The organism is Gordonia lacunae, assembly GCF_002149015.1.
Lineage (GTDB): Bacteria > Actinomycetota > Actinomycetes > Mycobacteriales > Mycobacteriaceae > Gordonia > Gordonia lacunae.
In genome coordinates this window covers 56,384-80,236 of the sequence record NZ_NGFO01000002.1, presented here as the reverse complement: position 1 = coordinate 80,236, position 23,853 = coordinate 56,384, and the positions used below count along the sequence as shown (strand labels likewise).

At 67.4% G+C, this 23,853-nt stretch carries 22 protein-coding genes; 13 read left to right on the top strand and 9 right to left on the bottom strand.

Annotated elements, in window-relative coordinates:
• Positions 1–48 precede the first annotated feature (48 nt).
• From CA982_RS02165 to CA982_RS02150, 4 genes are all read left to right on the top strand, one after another.
• On the top strand, positions 49–930 hold the full coding sequence (locus CA982_RS02165; protein WP_086533706.1) for a nuclear transport factor 2 family protein: 882 nt from the start codon (positions 49–51) through the stop codon (positions 928–930).
• A 178-nt stretch (positions 931–1,108) separates the two neighbouring features.
• On the top strand, positions 1,109–2,341 hold the full coding sequence (locus CA982_RS02160; RefSeq protein WP_086533705.1) for a sensor histidine kinase: 1,233 nt from the start codon (positions 1,109–1,111) through the stop codon (positions 2,339–2,341).
• Complete coding sequence (locus tag CA982_RS02155; RefSeq protein WP_086533704.1) at positions 2,341–3,015, top strand: response regulator; 675 nt, start codon at positions 2,341–2,343, stop codon at positions 3,013–3,015. The genes CA982_RS02160 and CA982_RS02155 overlap by 1 nt, the downstream gene beginning before the upstream one ends.
• Before the next feature lie 163 nt (positions 3,016–3,178).
• Positions 3,179–5,329: an MMPL family transporter gene (locus CA982_RS02150; protein WP_208617859.1), complete on the top strand. Its 2,151-nt coding sequence runs from the start codon at positions 3,179–3,181 to the stop codon at positions 5,327–5,329.
• Between the two features lie 58 nt (positions 5,330–5,387).
• On the opposite strand, the gene CA982_RS02145 is transcribed toward CA982_RS02150, so the two are convergent.
• Positions 5,388–6,191, bottom strand: coding sequence for a MaoC/PaaZ C-terminal domain-containing protein (locus CA982_RS02145; protein ID WP_086533702.1), 804 nt, complete (start codon positions 6,189–6,191; stop codon positions 5,388–5,390).
• A gap of 99 nt (positions 6,192–6,290) precedes the next feature.
• The gene (locus tag CA982_RS02140) at positions 6,291–7,640 is read right to left on the bottom strand and encodes an MFS transporter (RefSeq protein ID WP_244176097.1); all 1,350 of its coding nucleotides are present in this window, start codon (positions 7,638–7,640) and stop codon (positions 6,291–6,293) included.
• 358 nt (positions 7,641–7,998) lie between these two features.
• On the opposite strand from CA982_RS02140, the gene CA982_RS02135 reads away from it, so the two are divergent.
• The 6 genes from CA982_RS02135 (at position 7,999) to CA982_RS02110 (ending at position 13,629) form a co-directional block, all read left to right on the top strand.
• Positions 7,999–8,514, top strand: a complete 516-nt coding sequence (locus CA982_RS02135; protein ID WP_086533700.1) for a nuclear transport factor 2 family protein — start codon at positions 7,999–8,001, stop codon at positions 8,512–8,514.
• Between the two features lie 286 nt (positions 8,515–8,800).
• On the top strand, positions 8,801–9,748 hold the full coding sequence (locus tag CA982_RS02130) for an SMP-30/gluconolactonase/LRE family protein (RefSeq protein WP_086533699.1): 948 nt from the start codon (positions 8,801–8,803) through the stop codon (positions 9,746–9,748).
• A 69-nt stretch (positions 9,749–9,817) separates the two neighbouring features.
• The gene (locus CA982_RS02125) at positions 9,818–10,726 is read left to right on the top strand and encodes an SDR family NAD(P)-dependent oxidoreductase (RefSeq protein ID WP_086533698.1); all 909 of its coding nucleotides are present in this window, start codon (positions 9,818–9,820) and stop codon (positions 10,724–10,726) included.
• 34 nt (positions 10,727–10,760) lie between these two features.
• A complete protein-coding gene (locus CA982_RS02120) occupies positions 10,761–12,011 on the top strand; it encodes a cytochrome P450 (RefSeq protein WP_086533697.1) in 1,251 nt (416 codons plus the stop codon).
• Positions 12,012–12,020: 9 nt separating this feature from the next.
• Positions 12,021–12,341 carry a 2Fe-2S iron-sulfur cluster-binding protein gene (locus CA982_RS02115; protein WP_086533696.1) on the top strand — a complete coding sequence of 107 codons (321 nt, stop codon included), beginning with the start codon at positions 12,021–12,023 and terminating at the stop codon, positions 12,339–12,341.
• A 1-nt stretch (position 12,342) separates the two neighbouring features.
• Complete coding sequence (locus CA982_RS02110) at positions 12,343–13,629, top strand: NAD(P)/FAD-dependent oxidoreductase (protein ID WP_244176096.1); 1,287 nt, start codon at positions 12,343–12,345, stop codon at positions 13,627–13,629.
• 50 nt (positions 13,630–13,679) lie between these two features.
• Here the strand turns inward: CA982_RS02110 and CA982_RS02105 are convergent, their stop codons facing one another.
• The 6 genes from CA982_RS02105 to CA982_RS02080 all read right to left on the bottom strand — a co-directional run bounded on the left by CA982_RS02105 (position 13,680) and on the right by CA982_RS02080 (position 19,778).
• On the bottom strand, positions 13,680–14,651 hold the full coding sequence (locus CA982_RS02105; protein ID WP_086533894.1) for an alpha/beta hydrolase: 972 nt from the start codon (positions 14,649–14,651) through the stop codon (positions 13,680–13,682).
• Between the two features lie 85 nt (positions 14,652–14,736).
• Positions 14,737–15,447: a GntR family transcriptional regulator gene (locus tag CA982_RS02100; RefSeq protein WP_244176095.1), complete on the bottom strand. Its 711-nt coding sequence runs from the start codon at positions 15,445–15,447 to the stop codon at positions 14,737–14,739.
• Complete coding sequence (locus CA982_RS02095) at positions 15,444–16,673, bottom strand: CaiB/BaiF CoA transferase family protein (protein WP_086533893.1); 1,230 nt, start codon at positions 16,671–16,673, stop codon at positions 15,444–15,446. Before CA982_RS02095 ends, CA982_RS02100 begins: the two co-directional genes overlap by 4 nt.
• 50 nt (positions 16,674–16,723) lie before the next feature.
• Positions 16,724–17,821 carry an acyl-CoA dehydrogenase family protein gene (locus CA982_RS02090; RefSeq protein ID WP_086533693.1) on the bottom strand — a complete coding sequence of 366 codons (1,098 nt, stop codon included), beginning with the start codon at positions 17,819–17,821 and terminating at the stop codon, positions 16,724–16,726.
• Positions 17,818–18,975, bottom strand: coding sequence for an acyl-CoA dehydrogenase family protein (locus CA982_RS02085; RefSeq protein ID WP_086533692.1), 1,158 nt, complete (start codon positions 18,973–18,975; stop codon positions 17,818–17,820). The genes CA982_RS02090 and CA982_RS02085 overlap by 4 nt, the downstream gene beginning before the upstream one ends.
• Positions 18,972–19,778 carry an enoyl-CoA hydratase-related protein gene (locus tag CA982_RS02080; protein ID WP_086533691.1) on the bottom strand — a complete coding sequence of 269 codons (807 nt, stop codon included), beginning with the start codon at positions 19,776–19,778 and terminating at the stop codon, positions 18,972–18,974. The genes CA982_RS02085 and CA982_RS02080 overlap by 4 nt, the downstream gene beginning before the upstream one ends.
• Before the next feature lie 198 nt (positions 19,779–19,976).
• Between CA982_RS02080 and CA982_RS02075 the strand changes: the two genes are divergently transcribed.
• The 3 genes from CA982_RS02075 to CA982_RS02065 all read left to right on the top strand — a co-directional run bounded on the left by CA982_RS02075 (position 19,977) and on the right by CA982_RS02065 (position 22,855).
• A complete protein-coding gene (locus CA982_RS02075; protein WP_086533892.1) occupies positions 19,977–20,735 on the top strand; it encodes an SDR family NAD(P)-dependent oxidoreductase in 759 nt (252 codons plus the stop codon).
• A complete protein-coding gene (locus CA982_RS02070; RefSeq protein ID WP_086533690.1) occupies positions 20,732–21,133 on the top strand; it encodes a VOC family protein in 402 nt (133 codons plus the stop codon). The genes CA982_RS02075 and CA982_RS02070 overlap by 4 nt, the downstream gene beginning before the upstream one ends.
• 150 nt (positions 21,134–21,283) lie before the next feature.
• Positions 21,284–22,855 (top strand): FAD-dependent oxidoreductase, encoded by a 1,572-nt coding sequence (locus CA982_RS02065; RefSeq protein ID WP_086533689.1) that lies wholly within the window; start codon positions 21,284–21,286, stop codon positions 22,853–22,855.
• A gap of 122 nt (positions 22,856–22,977) precedes the next feature.
• Here CA982_RS02065 and CA982_RS02060 read toward each other — a convergent pair whose 3' ends face one another.
• Positions 22,978–23,775 (bottom strand): SDR family NAD(P)-dependent oxidoreductase, encoded by a 798-nt coding sequence (locus CA982_RS02060; protein WP_086533688.1) that lies wholly within the window; start codon positions 23,773–23,775, stop codon positions 22,978–22,980.
• Positions 23,776–23,853: the final 78 nt, after the last annotated feature.

Sequence of the window (23,853 nt, the reverse complement as noted above, 5' to 3'; positions counted from 1 at the left end):
CCGGAAGGCAGTTCTGATGTCCAGTCCCGTTGGAACGCAGACCAGGCCATGAACATGGAGAGTATTCTCGCCGAGCGCGAGATCACCCGGCAGGTGGTTCGCTTCGCGCGAGCCATGGACGACCGGGACTGGGATGCGCTCAGATCGATCATGGTGTCCGATGTGACCGCCGAGCTCGGGACCGGAACCCTCCACGGGCCGGATGCGGTGGTCGACCTGATCCGTTCGTTCCTCGATCACTGCGGAGCGACCCAACACCTCCTCGGGAACGTACTCGTCGACGTCGACCTCGAGGCGGGGACGGCCACGAGCGCCGCCTATGTCTCCGACCTCCATCTCGGCACGGGTTCCCTGGAGGGGCAACCGTTCTCCACTCTCGGGGACTACCACGACCGGTGGACGCTCACCGACCGCGGTTGGCGGATGTCCCACCGCACGAAGATGATGAGCGGTTTCCAGGGAAACATCGAAGTCCTGAAGCCGCCCTCTGCCCGCGGACGATCGTTGACCGCCGAGCAGGAGTCGGCCGCGACAGCCGAGATTCATCTGCTCAAGGCCAAGTACTTCCGGTTCATGGACACGAAGGACTGGACGGCCCTGGCGGAGCTGTTCACCGAGGGTGTCGTGGTGGACATGACCCAGGCCGGGGGTGAGGTCACCACCTCCAAGGGCGCCTACGTCGAACTCTTGCGGTCGACGCTGGACGGCGTCGCGACCGTACATCACGGTCACACTCCGGAAGTCGTGGTCGAGTCGGAATCGTCGGCGTCGGGAGTCTGGGCCATGGAGGACATGCTGTGGTGGCCGGAGGGTTCGGCGATGAAGAGTCTGCACGGATTCGGCCACTATCACGACGAGTATCGAAAGGTCCACGGCGCGTGGCGGGTCGACGCGATGCGCCTGACGCGGATACGCCAGGAGGCCAGATAGGCGGCGACATCGCGACTGCTCCATGCGGGCGGAGCCCGCGTCAACATCTCTTCGCTCGACGGTTACGCGCGTCAACGGGATGAGCGCCTGTGTCGGAGGGTGTCACGATGGACGGTATGCACCCCGCGACCTCACGACCGACGACCCGCGGCCGGACAGGTCTGGCAGGTGATCCACGGTGACGGGGAACAACCGTCGGAGCCGGATCGGGACATTGCGCTTCACCTGGGTGGGCGTCCTACCCCTGACCATCGGTTACGCCTCGGCTGTGGTGGAAAGCGTGGTAGTCGGCTGGCGCGGAGCGCTCACGTGGTCGGCTGTCGGCGTGACGCTGGCCGCACTGGTGCTCGCGAGCGGGCGGCGCGGGCGCGTTTCCGTGGTCGCTGGGTTGTTCATCGTGACGATCGCGATCAACGAGGTTCTCGTCTCACCCACCATGGTGGCGGTCGTGGTCCTGGCGTACGTGTGGCTCTTCGAGGTCGCCGTGAATCGTCCCCAGCGCGAGGCGATCTGGACTGCCGTGGCGATAGGCGGGGCGTTGTGTACCGCGCAGGCGGTGTCCGAACGGCTGGTCCCCGCAGCGTTGACGCTCGTCGTCAACGCATTGTGGGTGGCCGTCGTCACCGCTGTCGGGTCGGCGATCCAGGCACACCGGCTCTACGTGGCGAGTGTCGAGGATCGGGCTGCTCGGGCTGAGCGCACCAAGGAAGAGGCGGTGCTGCGGCACGTCGCCGAGGAGCGGATGCGTATCGCCAGAGAACTCCACGATGTGGTCGCCCACCACATCACCGCCGTCAGCATGCAGATCGGTGTCGCCCGGTCTCGTCTGCACAACGCCGTCCCCGAGGCGGACGCCGTCCTGGATCAAGCTCAACTGTCGGCGCGCTCGGTGATCTCGGAACTGCACGACATCGTGCTCATCCTGCGCGAGAACAACACCGACGACGCGGACCCACCGGTGGTGACGGGGCGTCTGAACGATGAATTGGCCGACCTGCTGAGGCCTTTCGAATCGTTGAGTCGGCCGCCCACGCTCACAGTCACCGGTGCATTCGATGGCGAGTTGACGCCGGCGGTGGGTCTGGCCGTCTACCGGGTGGTGCAGGAGTCGCTGACCAATGCCTACAAACACGGCGCGGGAGGTGCCGACGTGCGAGTGCAGTGCGGTCCGGGTGCCGACGCGACGGTGAGCATCTGCAATCCCCTCGATCCCGCTGTCGTGACAACCGGGTCAGCGGGACAGCCCGCACCCGGGGGTGGATTCGGCCTGGTCGGTATGCGGGAGCGGGTCCGGTCGGCCGGCGGCACCTTCGCGATCGAGGAATCCGACGAACAGTTCTGTGTGCGAGCGGAGTTCAGGCGTCGCCATGACATCGGCCCTGACCGAGCGACCGGGGGCGACGCGACGTGATGGACATCCGCGTACTTCTCGTCGACGACCAGGAAGTCGTTCGCTCCAGCCTTCGCGAGCTGATCGAGGTCGAAGGAGACATCGTCGTGGTGGGGGAGGCGGCCAACGGCGACGAAGCCCTGGTGATGGCGCGAGCGCTGACACCGACTGTCATGGTCGTGGACCTTCGGATGCCCCGCCGGGACGGGTTGTGGACCATCCGCGCCATCCGCGGCGACGAATTGTTGGCCGACACTCGCATTCTGGTCCTCACCACGTTCGAGAACGACGAGAATGTGGTGACCGCGCTGCGGGAGGGTGCCAACGGATTCGTCGGCAAGACAGCTCCGACCGAACTCTTCGTCGAGGCGATCCGGACGGTGGCATCGGGGGCCAGCTGGCTGTCCACCACGGCAGCGACAAGCGTTGTGCAGTATCTGAATTCGGTCCCGGATCGGACACGGGACGCCGCCGGGCATCCCGGTATCGCGACGTTGACGGGTCGTGAGCTGGAAATCGTCAAACTGGTCGCCGCCGGAATGACCAACGAGCAGATCGCCGAACAACTGACGATCTCGCGCTTCACGGTCAAGACCCACGTCAATCGGGCGATGGCCAAGCTGGGGGTGCCCGACCGTGCGGGACTGGTGAGCATCGCCTACCGCAGCGGATTGGTGGCTGCACCCCCGAGGTGACGCGCTCGTACTGCGGATGCAGTAGGCGGTTACTGCGGCGGTACGACGCTGCTGGCCCCGCAGCCCGCGATTCTGGTGGCAACGCGAGTTGTACCGGGAGAGGATCGCCATGGCGAGGTTGTTGTACAGAGTCGGCGCGTTCAGCGCGACACACAGAAAAACGGTGATCGCCGCCTGGGTGGCGATCCTGGTCGCGGTGATCGTCGGGATGATGGCGGGCCCGCAGACCGACGGTGACGATTTCGAGATACCCGGCACCGAGTCGTCCGACGCCATGTCGACACTGAACGACAAGTTCCCCACGAGCGACGCCAAATCTGCCGGAAGCCTGCCCGTCGTCTTCCACATGGACGGGCTGCCTCTGACCGATTCGGCACTTCGGGCAACGGTCGACCGGGCAGTGGAGGAGATCGGCGAGCTCCCCGAGGTCGTCTCTGTGACAAACGGATTGAGTTCGGACTCGCCGAAGCTGTCGGAGGATCAGGACACCGCGGTGTCGACGGTCAGCTATCGTCTCGCCGACGATGCCGACAAGACCGCGCTCCACGACAGACTCGAGGCCATCGCAGATCAGGCAACCGATGACGGCGTACGTACGGTCGTCGGCGGCGACTTGTCCGTAGCGGGTCCGCACCTCTTCGGGCCGAGTGAGATCATCGGTGTCGCGATCGCGTTCCTCGTTCTCATGATCACCTATGGGTCGTTGGCCGCCGCCGGCATCAACATGCTGACCGCCTTGATAGGTGTCGCCGTCGGCATCGTCGGGGTTCTCGGATACTCCGCGTTCTCTCCGATCCAGCCGACGACCCCGATTCTCGCGGTCATGCTCGGATTGGCCGTCGGTATCGACTACGCGTTGTTCGTGGTCGCGAGGTTCCGTGCGGAGCTGCGCTCCGGGCGTGGTGTCACCGACGCCATCGGGCAGGCGGTCGGAACGGCGGGCTCGGCCGTGGTGTTCGCCGGGGCCACGGTCGTCGTGGCGCTGGCCGGGCTGAGCGTGGTGGGTGTGCCGTTCCTGGCGGAGATGGGCCTGGCCGCTGCGTTCGCCGTTGTCGTCGCCGTCGGGATCGCTCTGACGCTGTTGCCGGTCGCACTCGCACTCGGAGGCCGCCGGCTCCTGCCGCGGGCCGAGCGTGCGGATGACCCCGAACCCGACGCAGCAGAGGACACGACTCCGAGTTTCTTCGAACGGTGGGGTGCCCTCGTGGCCCGGCGTCCCGGGCGCGTGCTCGTACCCGCGGTCCTGGCATTGACGGTGCTGGCGATTCCCGTCATGTCCCTGCAGACGTCGCTGAGTACACCCGGAGGCTCAGACCCGTCCTCCTCCCAGCGGGAGGCCTACGACCTGATCTCCGCCGAGTTCGGCGCCGGATCGCAGAGCCCTCTGGTCGTGCTGGTCGACAGCGACAACGCGAGACTCGCCGGTGAACGCACGGCCGAGGCCATCGCCGGACTACCAGGCGTCGCATCGGTGTCCCCGGCGACGCCGAGCGCCGACAACTCTGCCGCGATGATCAGCGTGACATCGATGTCCGGCCCCGACGAGGAGCGGACTTCACAGTTGGTGGGCGAGATCCGTTCGGCGGTGACCGACATCCCGGATGCATCGGTCGCGGTGACCGGTGAGACCGCCGTGTCGATCGACGTCAACGACAAGCTGCACACGGCACTGATCACCTACATCGTGCTCATCGTCGGACTCGCGTTCCTGCTGCTGGTGCTCCTGTTCCGGTCGCTGTTCGTCCCTCTCGTCGCGACCCTGGGCTTCCTGTTGTCGCTGGGTGCCGGGATGGGCGCCTCGGTGGCCGTCTTCCAGTGGAACTGGCTCGGCGGGATCTTCGGGGTCGACGAAGGTGCACCGATCCTGAGCTTCCTGCCGATCATCGTGGTGGGCATCCTGTTCGGTCTGGCCATGGACTATCAGGTGTTCCTCGGCTCCCGGATCCACGAGGCGCACTCTCGTGGTCTGGACACCAGGGAAGCAATCATCGAAGGGTTCTCGCGGTCGGGTCCGGTCGTCGTCGCAGCGGCGGCGATCATGGCCGCAGTGTTCGCGGGATTCTGCTTGAGCGGCGACAGTCTCGTCGGCTCCATCGCTCTCGCGCTGACCGTTGGTGTACTCACCGACGCGTTCGTCGTGCGGATGCTGATCATGCCCGCAGCGCTCGCGTTGTTCGGCAACCGGTCGTGGTGGCTGCCGGCCACACTCGATCGGTTGCTTCCGAGGATCGATGCAGAAGGTCTGTCGATCGGGGGTTCCGACTCAGGTGACCGACGCCGAAAGAATCCGGTGGACTCGGCAATCGGCGGATAGACCCGATCCGTCGTCATGGGCTGGGCCGGCGATTCTCATCGCCGGCCCAGCCGTCTGGTCAGCGCCCGAAGGTGGCGACTGCGTTGTCGATGACGACTCCCTGAGGTCCGGCCACGACGAATCCGTCTGTCGGGGAGTCGGTGACGTCGATGCGAAGCTCGTCGCCCGGGAGGACCACCGACCGGAACCGTCCCGAGAGCGAGGCCAGATCGGCGGGATGAGCGCCACGGTGCCGCGCCAGTGCCACAGCCGAGGTGGCGAGGGTGGCCAGACCGTGCAGGATCGGACGGTCCTGGCCGATCGCCCGTGCGGCCACCGGGTCGATGTGTATGGCGTGACGATCCCCGCACAGTCGGTAGAGCGCCGCTGCGTTCGATGCGGTGCGCACCGAGGTTGCGGGCGAGAGCGACTCGGCGACAGCCACACCCGGTCCGCGGTCACCGCCGAAGCCGCCGCAACCCGGGGCGAAGATGGACCACACGGCGGTGAAGTGGTCACAGCTCACGCTGACGTCGAAGATCGCCGCCGAACCCTTGTCCCAGACGTTGTCGACCCGTGCGGAGAGCGTCGCCTGACCCGCTGGTGGCAGCTCGTCGTGGACGACGAGCTGCTGGGAGCCGTGAAGCGACGTCCCGACGGGAAACGCTCCCCGTGAGCCGAGCTCGTCCGGGCCCCACTGACCGAGGGTGAGCCCGAAGGTCGGGAGCACGCGGAGCTCCCGCTCGTACACGAGGTCGAGATCATCGGCGCGCGCACCGACGGCCAATGCGAACAAGATCGCGTCGCGCTCGTCCCATTGCACCGTGCGCGAGCCCAGATCGCGGCCTACCCAGTCGGCCGCCGAGTGTGGTGAAGTGCTCATCACGGTCCCCTTACCTTGTCCTGGAGTGTCACTCGGCCCACGCGAGTTGCCGATTCCCCAAGAAAATTGCTCCGGCCGGCGATGTCCGAAACGACACGGTCAGACGCCCTGTGCAATGGGTCCCGAATGGGCCGCGCCCACCGGTCGCGGCAATGTCAGGGCCAGCAGCAGCCCTGCGACCGCGACTGCGGCGATGAAGAGGTAGACCGTGGTGAATCCGGACGAGTCGTAGAAACTCGCGCCCTCGGCTACCACGGCGATGTGAGAGTTGTTCAGTACCGCGAATACCACCACGGTGATGACGGCAGTGAACACTCCTTGGTTCACCGACATCACGCTTGCCGTTGTCGCCTGGTGTCTGGGTTCGACGAATTCGATGAGGAGATTGGGGACGGATGCGTACCCCATTCCCTGCCCGAATCCGCATAGTCCGGCGCCGATGACGATGGTCAGCAACGAGTGGTGGTCGACGGCCAACACTCCGAATCCGCACGCGCTGAGCGCAAGCCCGACAACAACAGTGAGGCGCGGACGAAGGCCGCGCGTCACCAGCCATCCGACGAGTAGACCGCCCACCACGATCGCGATGACGACGGGAAGTTTGTAGACGCCGTAGGTCGTGGTGTCGTAACCCCAGCCGTAGCCCAGTTGGAGGGATGGCGGAGTCATGATCAACAGCGGTAGCAACACGCCGGTGAGTCCGGAGACGCCGTAGACGACTCCGGCGATCAGCGTCGTCAGCAGCACAGGTCGTCGCGCGAGCACGTAGGTGTCGATCAGCGGTTCGGGCAGCACGCGGGAGGAGACGAACCATCCACACACAAGGGCGATTCCGCCGAGCAGGAACGCGAGGGTCGAGCCCGATGCCCAACCCCACGAGGGACCGAAACTGACTGCGACGAGGACGCCCGCGATGCCGGCGCCGAGCAGGGCGGCCCCGGTCGTGTCGACTCGCGCGTGCACGCGCACCGGAGATTCCGGGACCAGAAGGCGCACCAGGGCGGCGGACGGCACCATTGCACACAACATGAACCAGAAGATGCTGCGAAAACCGAAGGTGTCTATCAGCCAACCGGCGAGAAACGGTGCGGGGATCGCTACGAGTCCCAGGCCGCTGGTGACGATACTGATGGCCAGCGGAACGGTGCGGGCCGGGAACACATCGCGGATGAGCAGGTAGCTCAGGAACATGCACGGGACGAAGAAGCCGAAGAGGGTACGTCCGACGACCATCATCGCGTAGTTTGCCGCGATCGCCGAAACCAGCGCGCCCAGCGCGGCGATCGCCACTGAGACAAGCAGCATCAATCGTTTGCCGTGGAGGTCCGCGAGCTTGGCCACGATGGGCGAGACAACTGCGCCGGCCAGCATGAACGCTGTCACCATCCACGCTGTTTGCGTGGTCTGGAAGCTGCGACTGATGGCGGGTAGCGCCGTCGAGACCATCATGTAGGAAATGGAGCAGACCTCGAGGAGCGCAACGATCGCGGCGAGCCCGAAGCAGACTCGAGGCGACCATCCCGGAGCTCGCCAGGAATCAACGACTGCAGGTCGAATCTGGTTGCCGTTGTCTGAGTGGGGAAGTGACGACACGAATTGGCCCTCTGCGTTGTCGGATGAGGAGAATGACATCGTGCTGGTGTCCCTGTATTCGATCGCGGGGGGCGGTCGGCGTCGAGCGACACTTCCGCTGACCGGGACAGGACCCGATGCCGAAGTCTGCGCTGCGAAAACGTCGTTCGATTCTCTCCCGGTGACCGGACACAGGGGCCGCGGCGAGCGAACCTCCGGAAATAGCGTCCGACGTATGGCAAACACATGGACAAGACAGGAACTCGAAGAGGCGTACCAGCGGTGGTTCGCCACCATCAATCGTGCGGGTTCGGGGGAGGGGAGCTGGCGGGACTTCCTCGAACTGTTCACCGACGACGTCATCTATCACGAGCAGATGGCGGGTGAACTGAAGGGCAAGGAGGGGATCTGGGCGTGGGCCGAACCGAGCCTCGCGACGTTCCCCGGCTCGCACACCGAGAGCTTCCCCGAGTACTGGCACGTCATCGACGAGACCAACGGGACGATCGTGGCGCGACTCGACAACGTGATGAGCGATCCCGGGGACGGGGGTCGATTCGGAGCCCCGCACATCAGTGTCCTCACCTACGCGGGCGACGGGAAGTTCTCCCAGCAGCGGGATGTCTACGACGTCACGAGCTTCCTGGACCTGATCAAGGCCTGGGGCCGGCGCGCGATGGAACTCGGCACCTTCGACGACGAGCAGCGAGCGTGGTTCGCGCAGGTCTACCCCGAGACCGTCCCCGACTGAACGGCTTCGGACGACGCGGAGCGGCGGTCGGCGTCCACTGAATGGGAAGCCCGCCACCGCCTCGCCGCCGAGCACTTAGTGTTCGTCCCGTGCGCGTCCCCTGTGATCCAGTTCACCGTTCGAAAACGAGCCGGGCGGGGCGCGGGCGACGCGAATCGAATGTCGCGAGCGGCCGGGGGCGGCGGAGCCGATCACGCCGTGGCGTCCTGCGTCGCTGTCGCCGCGACGCTCGCAGTGACTCTCGCACAACAGTTGTCAACAGTTCGACCCCACGGAAGGTTCACCGATGACCAGTCCCGTCGATACCGTCGCGGCGGCCGTTGCCGCCGCGGACGCGCCCACCTTCGAGGCCCGCAAGATCTCGACCGGGTACTCCTGGCCGGAATGCCCGCGCTGGCACGACGGTGCCTTCTGGTTCTCGGACATGTACACCGGGACGCTCAAGACCCTCGACGCCGAGGGCAACGCGACCGTGGTCGTCGACGCCACCGGGCGGTCCGCGAACACCGACGTCCCGATCGTCCTGGGCGGATTCGGATGGCTGCCCGACGGTCGTCTGATCGTGAACTCGATGCACGAGCAGAAGGTCCTCGTCCACGGCGGCGACGGGCCGGCCGATCTCACCGAGTACGCCGACGTCAGCGAGTTCGCGATCAAGGCCGTCAACGACATGGTGGTCGACGCCGACGGCCGGGCATACATCACCCAACTCGGCTTCGACATCTTCCAGGGGGAGACCCCGATCACCTCGCCGCTGATCGTCGTCGAGCCGGACGGCACCGTCTCGAAGCCCGCTGGTGTTCCGGAGATGAACTGCGGCAACGGTATCGCGATCAGCGCCGACGGCACCCAACTCTTCGTGGCCGAGGTGATGGCGCAGAAGATCACCGTGATCGATCGCAACGCCGACGGAACCCTCTCGAATGCAAGGGATTTCGCCACCTGTCCGTTCATGCCGGATGGTATCGGGCTCGACGAGGAAGGCGGTGTCTGGGCAGCCATGCCGGGTGGCGGATACGTCGCCCGCTTCACCGAGGACGGTCTGACCGACGCGGTCCCGATGCCCCTGGAGGGGGGTATCGCGTCCGCGTGCCTGCTCGGCGGACCCGATCGCAGCACGCTCTACATGACCGTCGGGTACGAGGTCTTCGACTTCGAGAAGTCCGCCCGTGAAGCTCTCGGCGGGATCTTCGTCGCCGACGTCAAGAACCACGGCGGCCAGACGCGGCCCTGACCCGCCCGTACCGGAATTCAACCCCTCGCACCGCACACCTCAACGTTCAACCCATTGCAAGGACGACAAATGACAGCACAACTCGACTTCACCGATCGCGTCGTGATCGTGACCGGCGCGGGCCGCGGCATCGGCCGCGCACATGCGCTCCTTCTGGCCTCGCGTGGCGCCTCGGTCGTGGTCGGCGACCTCGGCTCGACCACCGACGGCTCCGGGGTGGAATCGGGTGACCCGGCCGCCGACGTCGTGGCGGAGATCGCCGCCGCCGGCGGCAAGGCGGTCGCGGTGAACTCCGACATCACGACCGACGAGGGTGCAACCGCGCTCGTCGACGCCGCGATCTCGAACTTCGGCCGGCTCGACGCCGTGATCAACAACGCGGGAATCGTGCGCGCGGCACCATTCCGTGACGTGCCCGACGATGAGTACCAGCGCCACCTCGACGTGCACTACCTCGGACCGATGCGGCTGCTGCGCGCCGCGTGGCCGCATCTGCTCGAGTCGGCGGCCCCGCGCGTGGTCAACACGATCTCGCAGGCGATGCTGGGCAACCCCGGCATGTCGCACTACGGCGGATCGAAGGGGGCACTGTTCGGCCTCACCCGCAATCTCGCGCTCGAAGGGCTCGAAGCGGGCGTCAAGGTGAATGCCATCGCTCCCGGCGCCGGTACCCGGATGGCCGAAGCCGCCGCCGACACGCTCTCGCCGGAAATCATGGAGTACATGCGAACTCAGCTGCTCCCGGAGCATGTCGCCCCGGTGGCGGCGTTCCTGGTGCATCCGTCGTGCGAGGCGACCGGCGAGGTGTTCAACGTCGCCGGCGGCATCGTGAACCGCCTCGCTCTGGTCAACACCGTCGGCATCCACGATCCCTCGCTCACGGTCGAGACCGTCGCCGAGCGGTGGGAACAGATCATGACCATCACGCCCGAGGCGATACCGCAGATCGTCGCGCCCGCCCAGATGCCGGTCTCCTGACCGTCCGAACAGCCCCGATTTCTGGAGTACCGACATGAGCACAACCGAAGCCACCCCGACGACGGGTACGGAGTATCCGTTCGCCGCCGTCCCGCCGAACGAGGCCGCGGCGCGGTATCGAGCGATCGCCGCCGATCGTCCGATGTCGAAGATGACGATGCCCTACGGCGGTGACGTCTGGGTCATCCACCGCAACGCGGCCGCCCGCGAGATGCTCGGCGACGGACGGTTCGTCCGCAAGCCGTTCCGTACCGGCGAGCGGGTGGTCCCGTACTTCGTCGAGTTCCCGGACTTTCTGAAGTCGACGCTTCAGTTCGAGGACCCGCCGCATCACACCAAACTGCGGAAACTGGTGCAGCGCTCCATCTCACCCAAGCGGGTGAAGGCGATGCGGGACTCGGCGGTCGAGTACGCCAACCAGCTGATCGACCGGATGATCGAGGTGCGTGGTGAGGGCCTCGACCCCGTCAATCTCGTCTCCGAGTACGCTGTCGCGCTGCCGATCCAGATGATCTGCAACCTGCTCGGGGTGCCTCCGGAGGACCGGGCGAAGTTCCAGAAGTGGAGTTCGGCGAGTCTGTCCACCTCGAACATGTCCGAGGACGAGGTCATGTCGAACATGGCCGAGCTGTTCGGATACATCGTCGAGCTGATCGAGAAACGCCGGCAGGATCCGCGCGAGGATCTGATCAGCGACCTCGCGAATGCCCGCGACAAGGATGACAGCCTCACCGACGGTGAGATCCTGCCCATCGCGATGCTTCTCGTGATCGCCGGATTCGACAACACCGCGAATTTCATCTGCCTGGGCGTACTCACCTTGTTGCGTAATCCCGATCAGCTCGAGGTCTTCTTGGGTGACCCGGACGGCCTGGCATCCACGACCGTCGAAGAGGTGCTTCGGTTCGGTCGCTTCGCCATCGACGACAAGATCGCTGGGGGAAGCGGTTTGGTACCCTTCGTCGCCACCGAGGATGTGGAGATCGACGGGCATCTCATCGCCGAAGGTGAGGCCGTTCTGGTCGACCCCGCATCGACGAATCACGATGGCATCGCCATCGAGAGTGACGCTGAGCCCTTCGACGTCACCCGTCCCAACAATCCGCATCTGACCCTGAGTTACGGATTACACCACTGCCTCGGCGCGCCGCTGGCACGGATGGAGATGCAGGTGGGTCTCGCCGAGCTGTTCAAGCGCTTTCCGGAGTTGAGACTTGCCGGTGAGGTCGTCGTCGACGACACCAACCTCACCCAGCCGGTCACCAACCTCCCCGTCGCCTGGTAGGAGAACCTCGTGCCCAAGGTGTTCTACACACAACCAGACGGCGCCGAGAAGATCATCGACGCCTCGGTTGGTGACTCGGTGATGGCAACAGCAGTCCGTCACGGCGTGACCGGGATCGTCGGCCAGTGCGGCGGGACGCTGTCGTGCGCGACCTGCCACGTCTACCTCGACCCGGCCGAGATGGGCAACTTCGCCGCACCGGGTGAGGACGAGGACGACATGCTCGAGTGCACGGCCTCCGACCGGGCGGACAACTCGCGACTCTCCTGTCAGCTCACCCTGTCCGAGGGCGTCGACGTCCATGTCACCATTCCGGACGAGCAGGTCTGACGTGGCCGTCGGACCCGACCGCGTCGGCGGTTCGGAGGCGTCGACCCCGCGCAGTGTCGCGGTGGTCGGCGCCTCGCACGCTGCGGTCCACCTCGCCGACCGGCTGCGCGCGGTCGGGTACACCGGTGACCTCACGCTGATCTCGCACGAGAAGCACCTCCCGTACCAGCGTCCGCCGCTGTCCAAGGCGATGCTCAAGGGCGAGGCCTCTGCGGACTCGGTGCTGCTGCGCGACCCCGCGTACTACAGCGACAACGGCATCGACCTCCGCATCGGGACCGACGTCGTCGGGGTCACGCGCACCGATGGGCGGTACACGCTCGAGATGATTCGTGAGAACCGTGGGGAGACACTCTCGGTCGATCGACTGGTTCTGGCGACCGGAGCTCGCGCGCGAACCCTCGAGCTGCCGGGGGCGAACCATCCCGACGTCCTGGTGCTCCGCGAGATGGACGATGCCCATCAGCTGCTGGCTCGGGTGGCGCATGGTCCGGTCGCGGTCATCGGCGGAGGATTCATCGGACTCGAGGTCGCCGCCACCGCACGTGCACTCGGCGTCGACGTGACAGTGATCGAGGCGGGCGATCGTCTGCTCGCACGGGCGGTCGGACCGTCGACGGCCGAGACCCTGCTCACCGCCCATCGGGCGATGGCGACTGCCGTAGAACTGGGGGCCATGCCGGTAGAGATCGTCGCCGACGGTGGGCGCCTCGTCGGGGTTCGGCTCGAGGACGGTCGAATGGTCCCGGCCGCAACGGTTCTCGTCGGAATCGGGGCGAGCCCCCGAACGGAACTCGCCGATCAGCTCGGTCTCGACACCGATGGCGGGGTGGTCGTCGACGGCAAGTGCCTGGCGTCGGATGGACACACCGTCGCCATCGGCGACTGCACCGTCCATGTCTCCGAGACCGGTCGGCGATTCCGTCTGGAATCGGTCGACAACGCCACCGAACAGGCGACGGTCGCGGCGAGCGTGATCACCGGCGCGGAGGTCCCGCCACGCGGGGCGCCGTGGTTCTGGTCGGATCAGGGCGACCAGAAACTGCAGATCGTCGGACTCATCGGCGGACACACGACGGTGCTCGTCCGGGTCGATCCCGAACGGCCGCGGCGCCGCGTCGCGCTGTACTTCGCCGACGACGCACTCGTCGCGGCGGAGTGTCTGAACTCGCCCGCCGACTTCGTCGCGCTCCGGTCGGCCCTCGGTCGCGGATACCGTCCGTCCGCCGACATCCTGGCGGACACGTCGGTACCCCTGAAGAAGCTTCTGGCGCCGGTTCGGACCTGATCTCCGCCGGCCGGGAACCCCCGGCCGGTCCGCCGATCCGCCGCCCGACGTCAGGACGTCCGGGAGGCGAATCGCGCGGCGACGAGCGCCCCGACCTCGGCCATCGCCAGGCGCGCCCGTGCGATCGACGCAGTCTGCATCGCAAACCCGTGTCCGACACCGGGATACCGCAGCTGCGCGACCTGCACTCCCGCATCGCGTAACCGGTCGCCGTACTGCTCGACGCTGTCGCGGATCGGATCGCCCTGTCCGACCGCGATGATCGCCGACGGCAGGCCCGCGAGGCTCGCCGCGATGGCCGGCGTGCCGTACTCGTCGTCCTGCGACGGGTCCTCGCCCAGGTACATGTTCTTCATCCAGTCGATGTCCTCGGCGGTCAGGAACACGCTGTCGCCGAAGTCGCGCATCGACGCGGTGTCGTCGCGGCGTGCGACACCGGGATAGAACATGACCTGCTGGGCGATGCGCGGGCCACCGGTGTTCCGACTGCGGAGCGCGGTGGACGCGGCGAGCCCGCCACCGGCGCTGTCGCCGCCGACCCCGATGCGCGACGCGTCCAGGCCGAGGTCGCCTGCGCGGCGGTGCGCCCATTCGAGTGCGGCATAGGCATCGTCATTGCCTGCGGGATAACGGTGTTCGGGAGCGAGGCGATAGTCCACGTTGATCAACACCGCACCGGTGGCATGGGCCACGTCGCGCGCGAGTCGGTCGAAGGAGTCGAGCGAACCCATGATCATTCCGCCGCCGTGGTACCAGACGAGCGCGGGCGCACCGACGGCCGGCGCGATGTGGGGGCGATAGATCCGCAACGGAATCGGCCCGCGTGGGCCGTCGGCGGTCGCGTCCTCGACCGAGGCCATGTCCGGACCGGACGGCCGCACTATCGATTCGAGCATCTCCCGGGTCTTCTCGACGCCGCGCTGCCATGAGGCGGGGGAGCCGGCCGCGATCATCCGGTCGACGATCACGGCGACGTCCGGGTCCCAGGGCGGGCCGGCGTCGTGCGGTGTACTCGCGGTCATCTCTGGTGTCACCTCGGTCATGTCGTACAGCCGGTCATGTCGTACAGCGCGGTGCCCGACGACTCCGCGGGCTCGGGTGGGGGCGTCACGGTTCCGGTCGCTCGCCCGTGGATGTCGGTGACGCGGCGCTCAACATCACGCCGGTGCTCGTCTCACCGCCCTTGCGGTGGAGGTTCATCAGCTCGATCAGACGGTTGTTGTCGCCGGCGACGAGTGCCTCGACCATGTCGTCATGCTCCGCGCACACCTTGCGACGCACGTCGGCGTCGTACAGATAGGCGGCGTGATAGGGCATGGCCAGGTTCCAGAGCCGCCGCAACTCCGCGACCACGAGAAGCAGCGGCGACCGCTCGAAGACGGCGAAGTGGAAGGTCTGGTTCCGCAGCCGCATCTCGAGGATGTCGGCGGCCTCGGCCGCTTCAGCAACGAGGTCGCGGAGTTCGCTGATCTCGTCGAGCGCGGCATCGTCGAGTCTGGGTAGCACGGCGAGGACCTCGCGCTCGAGAGCGGCTCGCATGAGGTAGATCTGGTCGAACTCCGATTGGTTCAGCCGCGCAACGGTGTAACCGACATTGTGCTCGTGTTGGACGAGTCCTTCGGAGGTGAGCTGGCGGAGTCCTTCACGGACGGGCAGCCGGCTGACACCGAGGCGCTCGGCCATCAGCTCCTGCCGGATAGGCTGTCCGGGCAGCAGTTCGCCGGTGACGATCATCCGCTCGAGTTCGGCGACGACGCGAGTCGCCGCGCGGGACACCGCGGGCTTGCCCGAACCGCCGTCCATCGCACCTCCGGTCATGCCTCGCCGAACACGCCGGCCGTGCGGAGCGACGCCAACCGCTCGGCGCCGTATCCCATGGCTTCGAGGACCTCACCGGTGTGCGCACCCCTGGCCGCTGCCGGACGTGGTGGCCGGTGCCCCGCGTCGCTCAGCGAGATCGGCACTCCGACACCGCGATAGGTGTCGGTCTCGAGGAACAACCCGCGGTGCCGGACCTGCGCCGAGGTGAGGGCTTCGTCGATGGTGTTCACCGAACTGGCGGGTACCCCGGCGGCTTCGAGGCGGGCGGCGAGGTCGGCACGATCGTGCTCGGCGATGCGTTCTCCCAGTGTGGCGGCAAGGGTCTCGCGGTGGGCGTAGCGGTCCTTGTTCGAGGCGAAGCGCGGATCGTTGGCGAGATGTGCGACGCCGAGTGTCTGGACCAGTGACCGGAACTGGCGGTCGTTGGCGGCGCTGACGAAGAAGTCGCCGTCGCGGGCGGGGAAGACCTGATAGGGCACGACGGTGGGATGGAAGTCCCCGGTGCGCTGCGGGATTCCGCCGCCGGCAATCCAGTTCGCCGCATGGGGGTGGAGAAGGGAGATGACCGAGTCGAGCAGGGTCATGTCGACCAGCTGACCGCGTCCGCTGCGTTCGCGCGCGAGGAGCGCCAGCAGGATGCCGCTCACCGCCATGTTCGCCGCGACGATGTCGACGATGGGGACTCCGACGCGCAGCGGGCTGCCGTCGGGGTAGCCGTTGATGCTCATCAGACCGCCGAACGACTGGAGTACGGCATCGTAACCCGGTAGCCCGCCCATCGGTCCGTCCACACCGAAGCCGGTGATGCGGCAATACACCAACCCGGGATGCCGTTCGGCGAGGACCGTCTCGTAATCGAAGCCCCAGCGGGCCATCGTGCCCGCCTTGAAGTTCTCGATCACCACGTCGGCTCCCGCGAGAAGGTCGGCGAGGACCGCGCGTCCCTCGTCGGTCCGCAGATCCAGGCAGATGTTCTCTTTGCTGTGGTTCAGGCTGTTGTAGTACGCGCTGCTGGTGTCGTCGTCGACGAACGGCGGTCCCCAGCCACGGGTCTCGTCCCCGCTCGGGGCCTCGACCTTGATCACCTCGGCACCGTGGTCGGCGAGGGTCTGTGCGCAGTAGGGCCCGGCGAGCACCCGGCTCAGATCGAGAACGCGCACACCGGTCAGTACGCCGTTGCCCTCCGCGGAGTCGGCGGCCCGCCAGGCCGCCCGCGGGTTCACCGCGGGCGTCGGGTCGGGTGCGGTGTCGTCGCCGACCGAAATCGTCGTGCTCACTGGGAAGTCCGTTCTGTCGATAGGGGTTCGATGCCCGAAGTCGTTGCGGTGCCCGTGATCAGGTCCCAGGGATCGGACCCGGCATCCAGGATGTCCGAGGCGATCACGTCCGCCCACTCCCGCTCGGTGCCGTAGCGATCGCGCCACGCCCACAACGCCGTGGTCGAGCGTCCGAGCGGATGCTCGGAGGTGAAGCCGATGGCGCCGTGGATCTGATGGCCCGCCGCGGCGACCTCGTGGCTGTAGAGCGACGTGACGACTTTCGCTGCTGCAGTGGCGCCCCGCGCTGCCCATGGAGTACTCGACGCCGCCGCGGCCCGGCGGCACGCGATCTCCATCATGGTCGTCGACGCGGCCATCGAGGCGAGTCGCTGCTGGATCGCCTGGAACTTGGTCAGCGGCCTGCCGAACTGGGTCCGCTCGGAGGCGTAGTGCACGCTCCGGTCGCGGACCGTTCCGGCGGCGGCCGCCAACGCAGCGGCGTAGACGAGCGCACCGCGTTGCCTCAGGTCGCCGGCGGTGACCGGGCAGTCCGCAGTGGTCGCCGGGACAGAGTCCAGGGTGACGGTGCCGATCGATGCGCCCAGCAGATCGGTGCCCGCGGTGACAGACACGCCGTCGTGGGCCGGCGAGATGGTCGCCACGCGGGCGCCGGAGTTCTCGGTCTCGGGGAGGAGGATGACGAGCGACGACGCCACGGACACGTGCACGACGTCACGGACGGTGCCGGTCACGCGCGACGGCTCGAAGGATTCGTCGACGACGAATCCGGCGTCCGCCATGCCGATCGTCGCAGTGCCCGGGCCGAGATCCTGTCCGACTGTGCCGGACAGCCACGCGGCGAGCATCGCGTGTTCGATGAACGGGACGAGTGCGCCGCTCCCGATGACCGTGGACAGCACCGCGATCGCGTCGGCGGTGTCGCATCCGTGGCCGCCGGCCTCGGCCGGGACGTCCACCGAGGTGAAGCCCGCCTCGACCAGCGCGGACCAGAGTGCGTCCGACATCCCCTGAGCGGGGGTCTCGGTGTCGATGTCGATGCGGTCCAGCATCGAGCGGGTCGCCGCGATCAACTCATCGGCCAGGTCGCTCATCGGATCCCCAATCCACGCGCGACGATTCCGCGCAAGATCTCGTTTGTTCCGCCCCGCAGGGTGAAAGCCGGTGTGTGCAGCACACTTTGCGCGAGGAGGCGCTCGATCGGAGTACCTCCGTCACGGCGGGCGATGGTCCCGGAGGAGCTGCGGATCGCGTTGACCAGATCGCCCTCGAAGGTGGAGCCCAGATCCTTGACCATCGCCGCGAGGACATCCGGTTTGCCCCCCGCGGACAGCTCGTCGGCCACCTGGAGCGACATTCCGCGCAGTGCCCACGCCACCGCGGTGAGCGTTCCGAGTGTCGTGCGTTGCTCGGGTGTCGCGCCATGTGCACGCAGTTGGCCGGCCCAGGCGCGGAGCAGGGGCATCGTGCTCAGGTACCGCTCCGGTCCGGAACGCTCGAAGGCGAGTTCGCCCATGACCTGGGCCCAGCCGCGGCCGCGCTCACCGAGCAGCGCCGACTTGTCGACGACCGCGTCGTGGAAGATGACCTCGTTGAAATGCGCCTGTCCGTCGATGCTCCGGATGGGCCGGATCTCGATGTCCGGGTGGGGCAGGTCGACAACCAGCTGGGACAGCCCCTTGTGGCGGTCATCGGGAACGCCGTCGGTGCGTGCCAGCAGCACCATCGCGTGCGCGAGGTGGGCACCGGTGGTCCAGACCTTGGTGCCGCTGATCGTCCAGGTGTCTCCGTTGTCGACGGCGCGCGTGCGTACGGCAGCCAAATCGGAACCGGCGTCGGGCTCACTCATACCGATGGCGAAAAAGATGGTGCCGGCGGCGATCCCGGGCAGGTATCGCCGCTTCTGCTCGTCTGTTCCGTTCGCGAGGATGCCCGGTGCCATCTGACGGTCGGCGATCCAGTGGGCGGCCACCGGTGCCCCGTGCGCGAGCAACTCCTCGGTGACCACGAACCGCTCGACCGGGGTCCGGCCGTGGCCGCCGTACTCGGTCGGCACGGTCATGCCGACCCACCCACGCCGGCCCAGACGGCTACTGAAACCGGGATCGAATCCGGTCATCCAGCTGTCGACATCGGGGACGATGCGGCCACCGTCGATCTCGTCGCGGAGGAATCCGCGGACGTCGGCCCGGAGATCATCGAGCTCGTCGGCGGTCACCGAGGACCGCGGCGAGGAGGTGGTCGTCACTGTTTGGGGCCCCGCGACGACCAGGCCTGCTGCCCCTTTCGGGACATCGACCACATCTGCACGCCGCGTTCGATCTCCAGGGCCGAGGACCAGCTGACCGCCGGCGGACCGAGTTCGAGTCGGGCGCTGGTCATGATCCGGCGGGTCAGCTCGGGATCGCGTGCGGCCGGTCCGGTCAGTCCGGCGACGAGCGCGGGCAGGTCCTCGGCAGGAACGGCCGCATGCGCGAGACCGTTCGCGACCGCCTCGGCGCCGGTGAGGCTCTGTCCGCAGGCGGCCAGGGCGATCGTCGTCGACCAGCCCACCGCCCGCCCGAGCAGTGACAGGTGACCGCCACCGGGATGGATGCTGCGCGCGAGGAACCCGCTGTCGAGAACCGAGTCGGGGGTGGTGACGAGGATGTCGGTGGCCAGCGCGAGGTTCAGGCCGGCCCCGACGGCACCGCCGACGACCACCGAGATGGTCGGCACCGGGAGCGAGCCGACCCGCACGAACGCGCCGTAGACCGCCGAGGTCCGCGAGACCGCCTCGGGGGACGCGGGATCCGACGAGGACGTGGCCAGATCGCGGGTGTCGGCGCCGCTGCAGAAGTACTGCCCTGCAGCGTCGACCACCACGGCGCCGATGGTGTGATCGTCGGTCACCCGGTCGCAGAATGCATCGATCGCCGCCGCCATGGCGAGACTGATCGCGTTCTTGCGGCGCGGGTTGTTGAGGGTCAGGCGCGCCACGCCGTCGGTCACCGAGATGAGGACCGACGGGGCATCGGCGTCGGGTTGGGTACTGCTTCCTTCTGACGTCATGGCGCCGACCCTAACAAGATGGGATCAGAAATTGTATCCAATCCTGCCGGTGGGCTCATCGTCCCCGGTGGGGGCATGTGCGGTCCGCCCGCTCAATGGGACGGACCGGCCGGCAGAGGTCGGCTACGGCACTACTGTGCGGCGAACGACGTGGCTCTGCGCAGGTGGGTCACCGTGTGGCGACAGAAGGAGCTGGCAGTGTTCGATTTGACCGGACGGACCGCATTCGTGAGCGGCGCGGGACAGAGCGTTGGCGAAGGGATCGCGAAAGTACTTGCCAGGCAGGGGGCGTCGGTGATCGTCAACGATCTTCACGCCGACCGCGCCGAGAAGGTCGCGGCGGCGATCATCGAAGAGGGCAACCGTGCTGTTGCCGCACCCTTCGACGTGACCGATTATGACGCGACGCGCGACAGCATGCGTGCGGCCGAAGCCGAGCTCGGCGGGCAGGTGAACATCGTGGTGAACAATGCCGGCGTTGCGGAAGGCCGGATGATCAAGCCTTTCCGTGACCTGGCGCCCGCGGAATGGCGAGCCCCCATCGACCTCAACATCTTCGGCGCGATGAACTGCATCAAGGCCGCGATCGATGGGATGTGCGACGCCGGGTGGGGGCGGATCGTCCAGATCTCGTCCGGTTCGGCGCGCACCGGCCAGAACATCAACCAGACCATGTATGCGACGGGCAAGAGCGGAATCGAGGGCTTCATCCGCCACCTCGCGGCCGAGACCGGACAGTACGGGGTCACCGCGAACATCGTCGCCCTCGGTCATCAGAAGAACCTCGAGGACAAGATGCCCGCGGAGATGATCGACGCGATCCTGCGGACCATCCCGATCGGCCGACTCGGCGACCCGATCGAGGTCGGGGCGTTCTGTGCGTACCTCGCCTCCGACGAGGCCGGCGGCATCACCGGCCAGACCCTCGACTTCAACGGCGGGTCGCAGACGCGATGAGCGAGGGCGCGGTCACCCTCTCGCTCACCGCGATCCGGGTCGACGATCTGGATCGGTCGATCGAGTTCTACACCAGTGGATGCGGTTTCGAGATGGAACGCGAGTTCACCACGCCCTCGTTCACCGCGGCGATCGTCCGCGCGGGATCGGCGGGCCTCGAACTCATCCGGCCCGTCGACGGCACTGCGTCCGCACCCCCCGAGCACGGTGACATGCTGCGCAAGTTCGTCCTCAACACCGACGATCCGGCGGCGGTCATGAGCCGCGCCTGCGAGATCGGCGGCACCGTGATCAGCACGGCCACCGAGTACCCGGAGTACGGAATGACGATCGGGGTCATCGCCGATCCCGACGGATATGAGTTGGAGTTCGTCGGGCCGGTGCACGCCGCGGGGTGACAAGGACCACTGAGCGGGAACGGAACGGTATGGGTCACCACGCGACCATTAGCGTGGCCGCTGCCGGTGGTGACCAGGGTCCGGCCGGCGAGAGATCGACATCCGCGCGCGTCGGGACGGCCGGCGCGGCGCCAGAACACGGAGCGCGCAATGACATGGAACAGCAGTTACGACGTGGTCGTCATCGGTTCGGGCGGGGCCGCACTGGCCGGCGCGCTCGCCGCGACCACGCGCGGGCTGACGGTGTGTGTGGTGGAGAAGACGGACCGGTTCGGCGGAACCTCGGCCTACTCCGGGGGCAGTGTCTGGTTGCCCGGTAACCACGTCCTCGCGCGCGATGGAGTCGACGACTCGGTGGAGACCGGGCTCACCTACTTCCGCGAGACGGTCGGCGACCGGACCGATCCGGACGTGCAGCGTACGTTCATCGAAACCGGGCCGGTGGTCGCCGACTTCCTCGAGAACGAGGTCGGGATCCCGCTCGAACACCGGCCGTTCCCCGACTACTTCGCGGCACCGGGTCGAAAAGACCACGGCCGCAGCATCTTCGCCAAGCCGATCACCGCCGACGAGGTGGGGGCTCGAGTCCACGACATCCGTCCGATGGTCCCGACCGATCAGTTCGGCATCGAGATGGACCGGACGGTGCTCGACGGCGGTCAGGCGTGGATCGCGCGGATGCTTCTGGCGCTCGACGAGTCCGGGCGCGCCGACGTGCACAAGGAAACAGCTGCCGAGTCGCTGGTCGTCGACGACTCCGGACGTGTCACCGGCGTCGTGGTGCGCAACGCCGACGGCCTACGCCGGTTGCAGGCGCGGGGCGGAGTCCTGCTCGCGGCCGGTGGTTTCGAACGCAACACCGAATTGCGCCGCGGCCTCCAGCAGATGCCGTCGTCGGAGTGGACCTCGTCGCACCCGGACACAGGTTCGGGCGACGCCCTCGCGATGCTCCGGAGCGTCGACGCCGAGCTGGATCTGCTCGACCAGTCGTGGTGGTGCCCGGCGACCCTCTTCCCGAACGGTCACGCGGTGTTCACGCTCGGCTTGCGCGCGGGGATCATCGTCGACGAGACGGGCAGCCGTTTCGCGAACGAACTGCTCCCGTACGACCAGATGGGTCGCGCGATGCGCGAACGCATGCTGGCCGGAAAAGGCGAGGGGTTCTGGTACATCTTCGATGACCGAGCAGGTGACTTCCTGCCGGCCATCTGCGCCCCGATGCCGGACCGTGCCGCGATGGCCGAGGCCGGGCTGTGGCACACCGCATCGTCGATCGCTGATCTCGCGGACGCCATCGGGATCGACCCGGCGGCGCTCACTGCGACCGTGGATCGGTTCAACCAGCTGGCCGCACAGGGCAGCGACGACGACTTCCGGCGCGGCGAGGATCCGTACGGTCGGTTCTTCCTCGGGGCGCAGACTGCCGCCCAGTGCCTGGCCGCCCTCGACGGATCGCGCTTCCACGCGGTCCGCATGGTCCTCGGTGACCTCGGAACGAAGGGTGGTGCGGTGATCACCGGCGACGGTGCGGTGCTGCGATCCGGCGGGACCGGCGTGGTGGCCGGACTGTATGCGGCGGGCAACTCGACGGCCTCGGTGTCGGGCGAGGTGTACCCGGGTCCGGGCACACCGCTCGGCTCCGGGATGGTGATGGCGTACCGGGCCGTCGCGGACATGGCTGCGCAACTCGCCGGGATGGATGCGGCAGCCGAACCCGCCTGACGACAGCCGCGAGACCAGGGCCACCGGAATTCCGGGCCCACCAAGACTCCGGGCCGTGGTGCTGCACGATGCGCACCGCGGCCCGGCTTCATGTCCGGCTCAGGTCGCCGGGCGGACTGGTCTCAGAGATGGCTGCCGCCGTCGACGCGGACCTCGGTGCCGCTGATGAAGGCCCCGTCGTCGGAGGCCAGCATGGCCACGACTCCGGCGACCTTCTCCGGTCCGGCCATGCCGGGTACGGCGGGTGGTTCCGAATCCGCGTGCTCGATCCGGACCACCGGCTGCATCTTCGTGAACAACGACACGTCGGAGTCCTCGGGCAACCCCGGCGCGGAAGTCATGCCCGACGAGATGCTTCCGGGCGCGACCGACACGGCGCGGATCCCCTGCTTGGCGAACTCGAGTGCGATGGTGTGCGTCATCGACTGAATGCCGCCCTTGCTGGCCGCATACGCGGCCATGTAGGGGTGCGCGAAGCTGGCCGACGTGGAACTGAAGTTGACGATCACGCCGCGTCCGCAGTCGATCAACGCGGGCAGCGACTCCCGGATCATCAGAAAGGTGCCGGTCAGGTTGATGCGGATGATCTGATCCCACTCCTGCAGCGTGACCTGCTCGGTGTGTCCACTGCGGAGAATCCCGGCGGCGTTCACCAGCACGTCGAGTCCGCCGAGGTGGTGGGTGGCGAACGCGACGCCGTCACGTACCGAGGCCTCGTCGCCGATGTCGATCGCACGCGAGACGAACTGGTCGGGTTCGGCGACGTCGGCTGCGGCCTGCGCGGTTGCGGCGAGCCCGTCGCTCGAGACGTCGGCCCCGACCACGGTGGCACCCTCGGACAGCAGCCGCAGCGCGGTGGCCCTGCCGATGCCCGAAGCCGCGCCCGTGACCAGGACCCGTCGGCCGTCGAATCGATTCATCCGTTCCTCCTTCTCGTCGCCCTGTTCGGTGCACGAGGGCTCTGGGCCTCGATCGTGCCCCGGTGGGGAGGGTCGCGT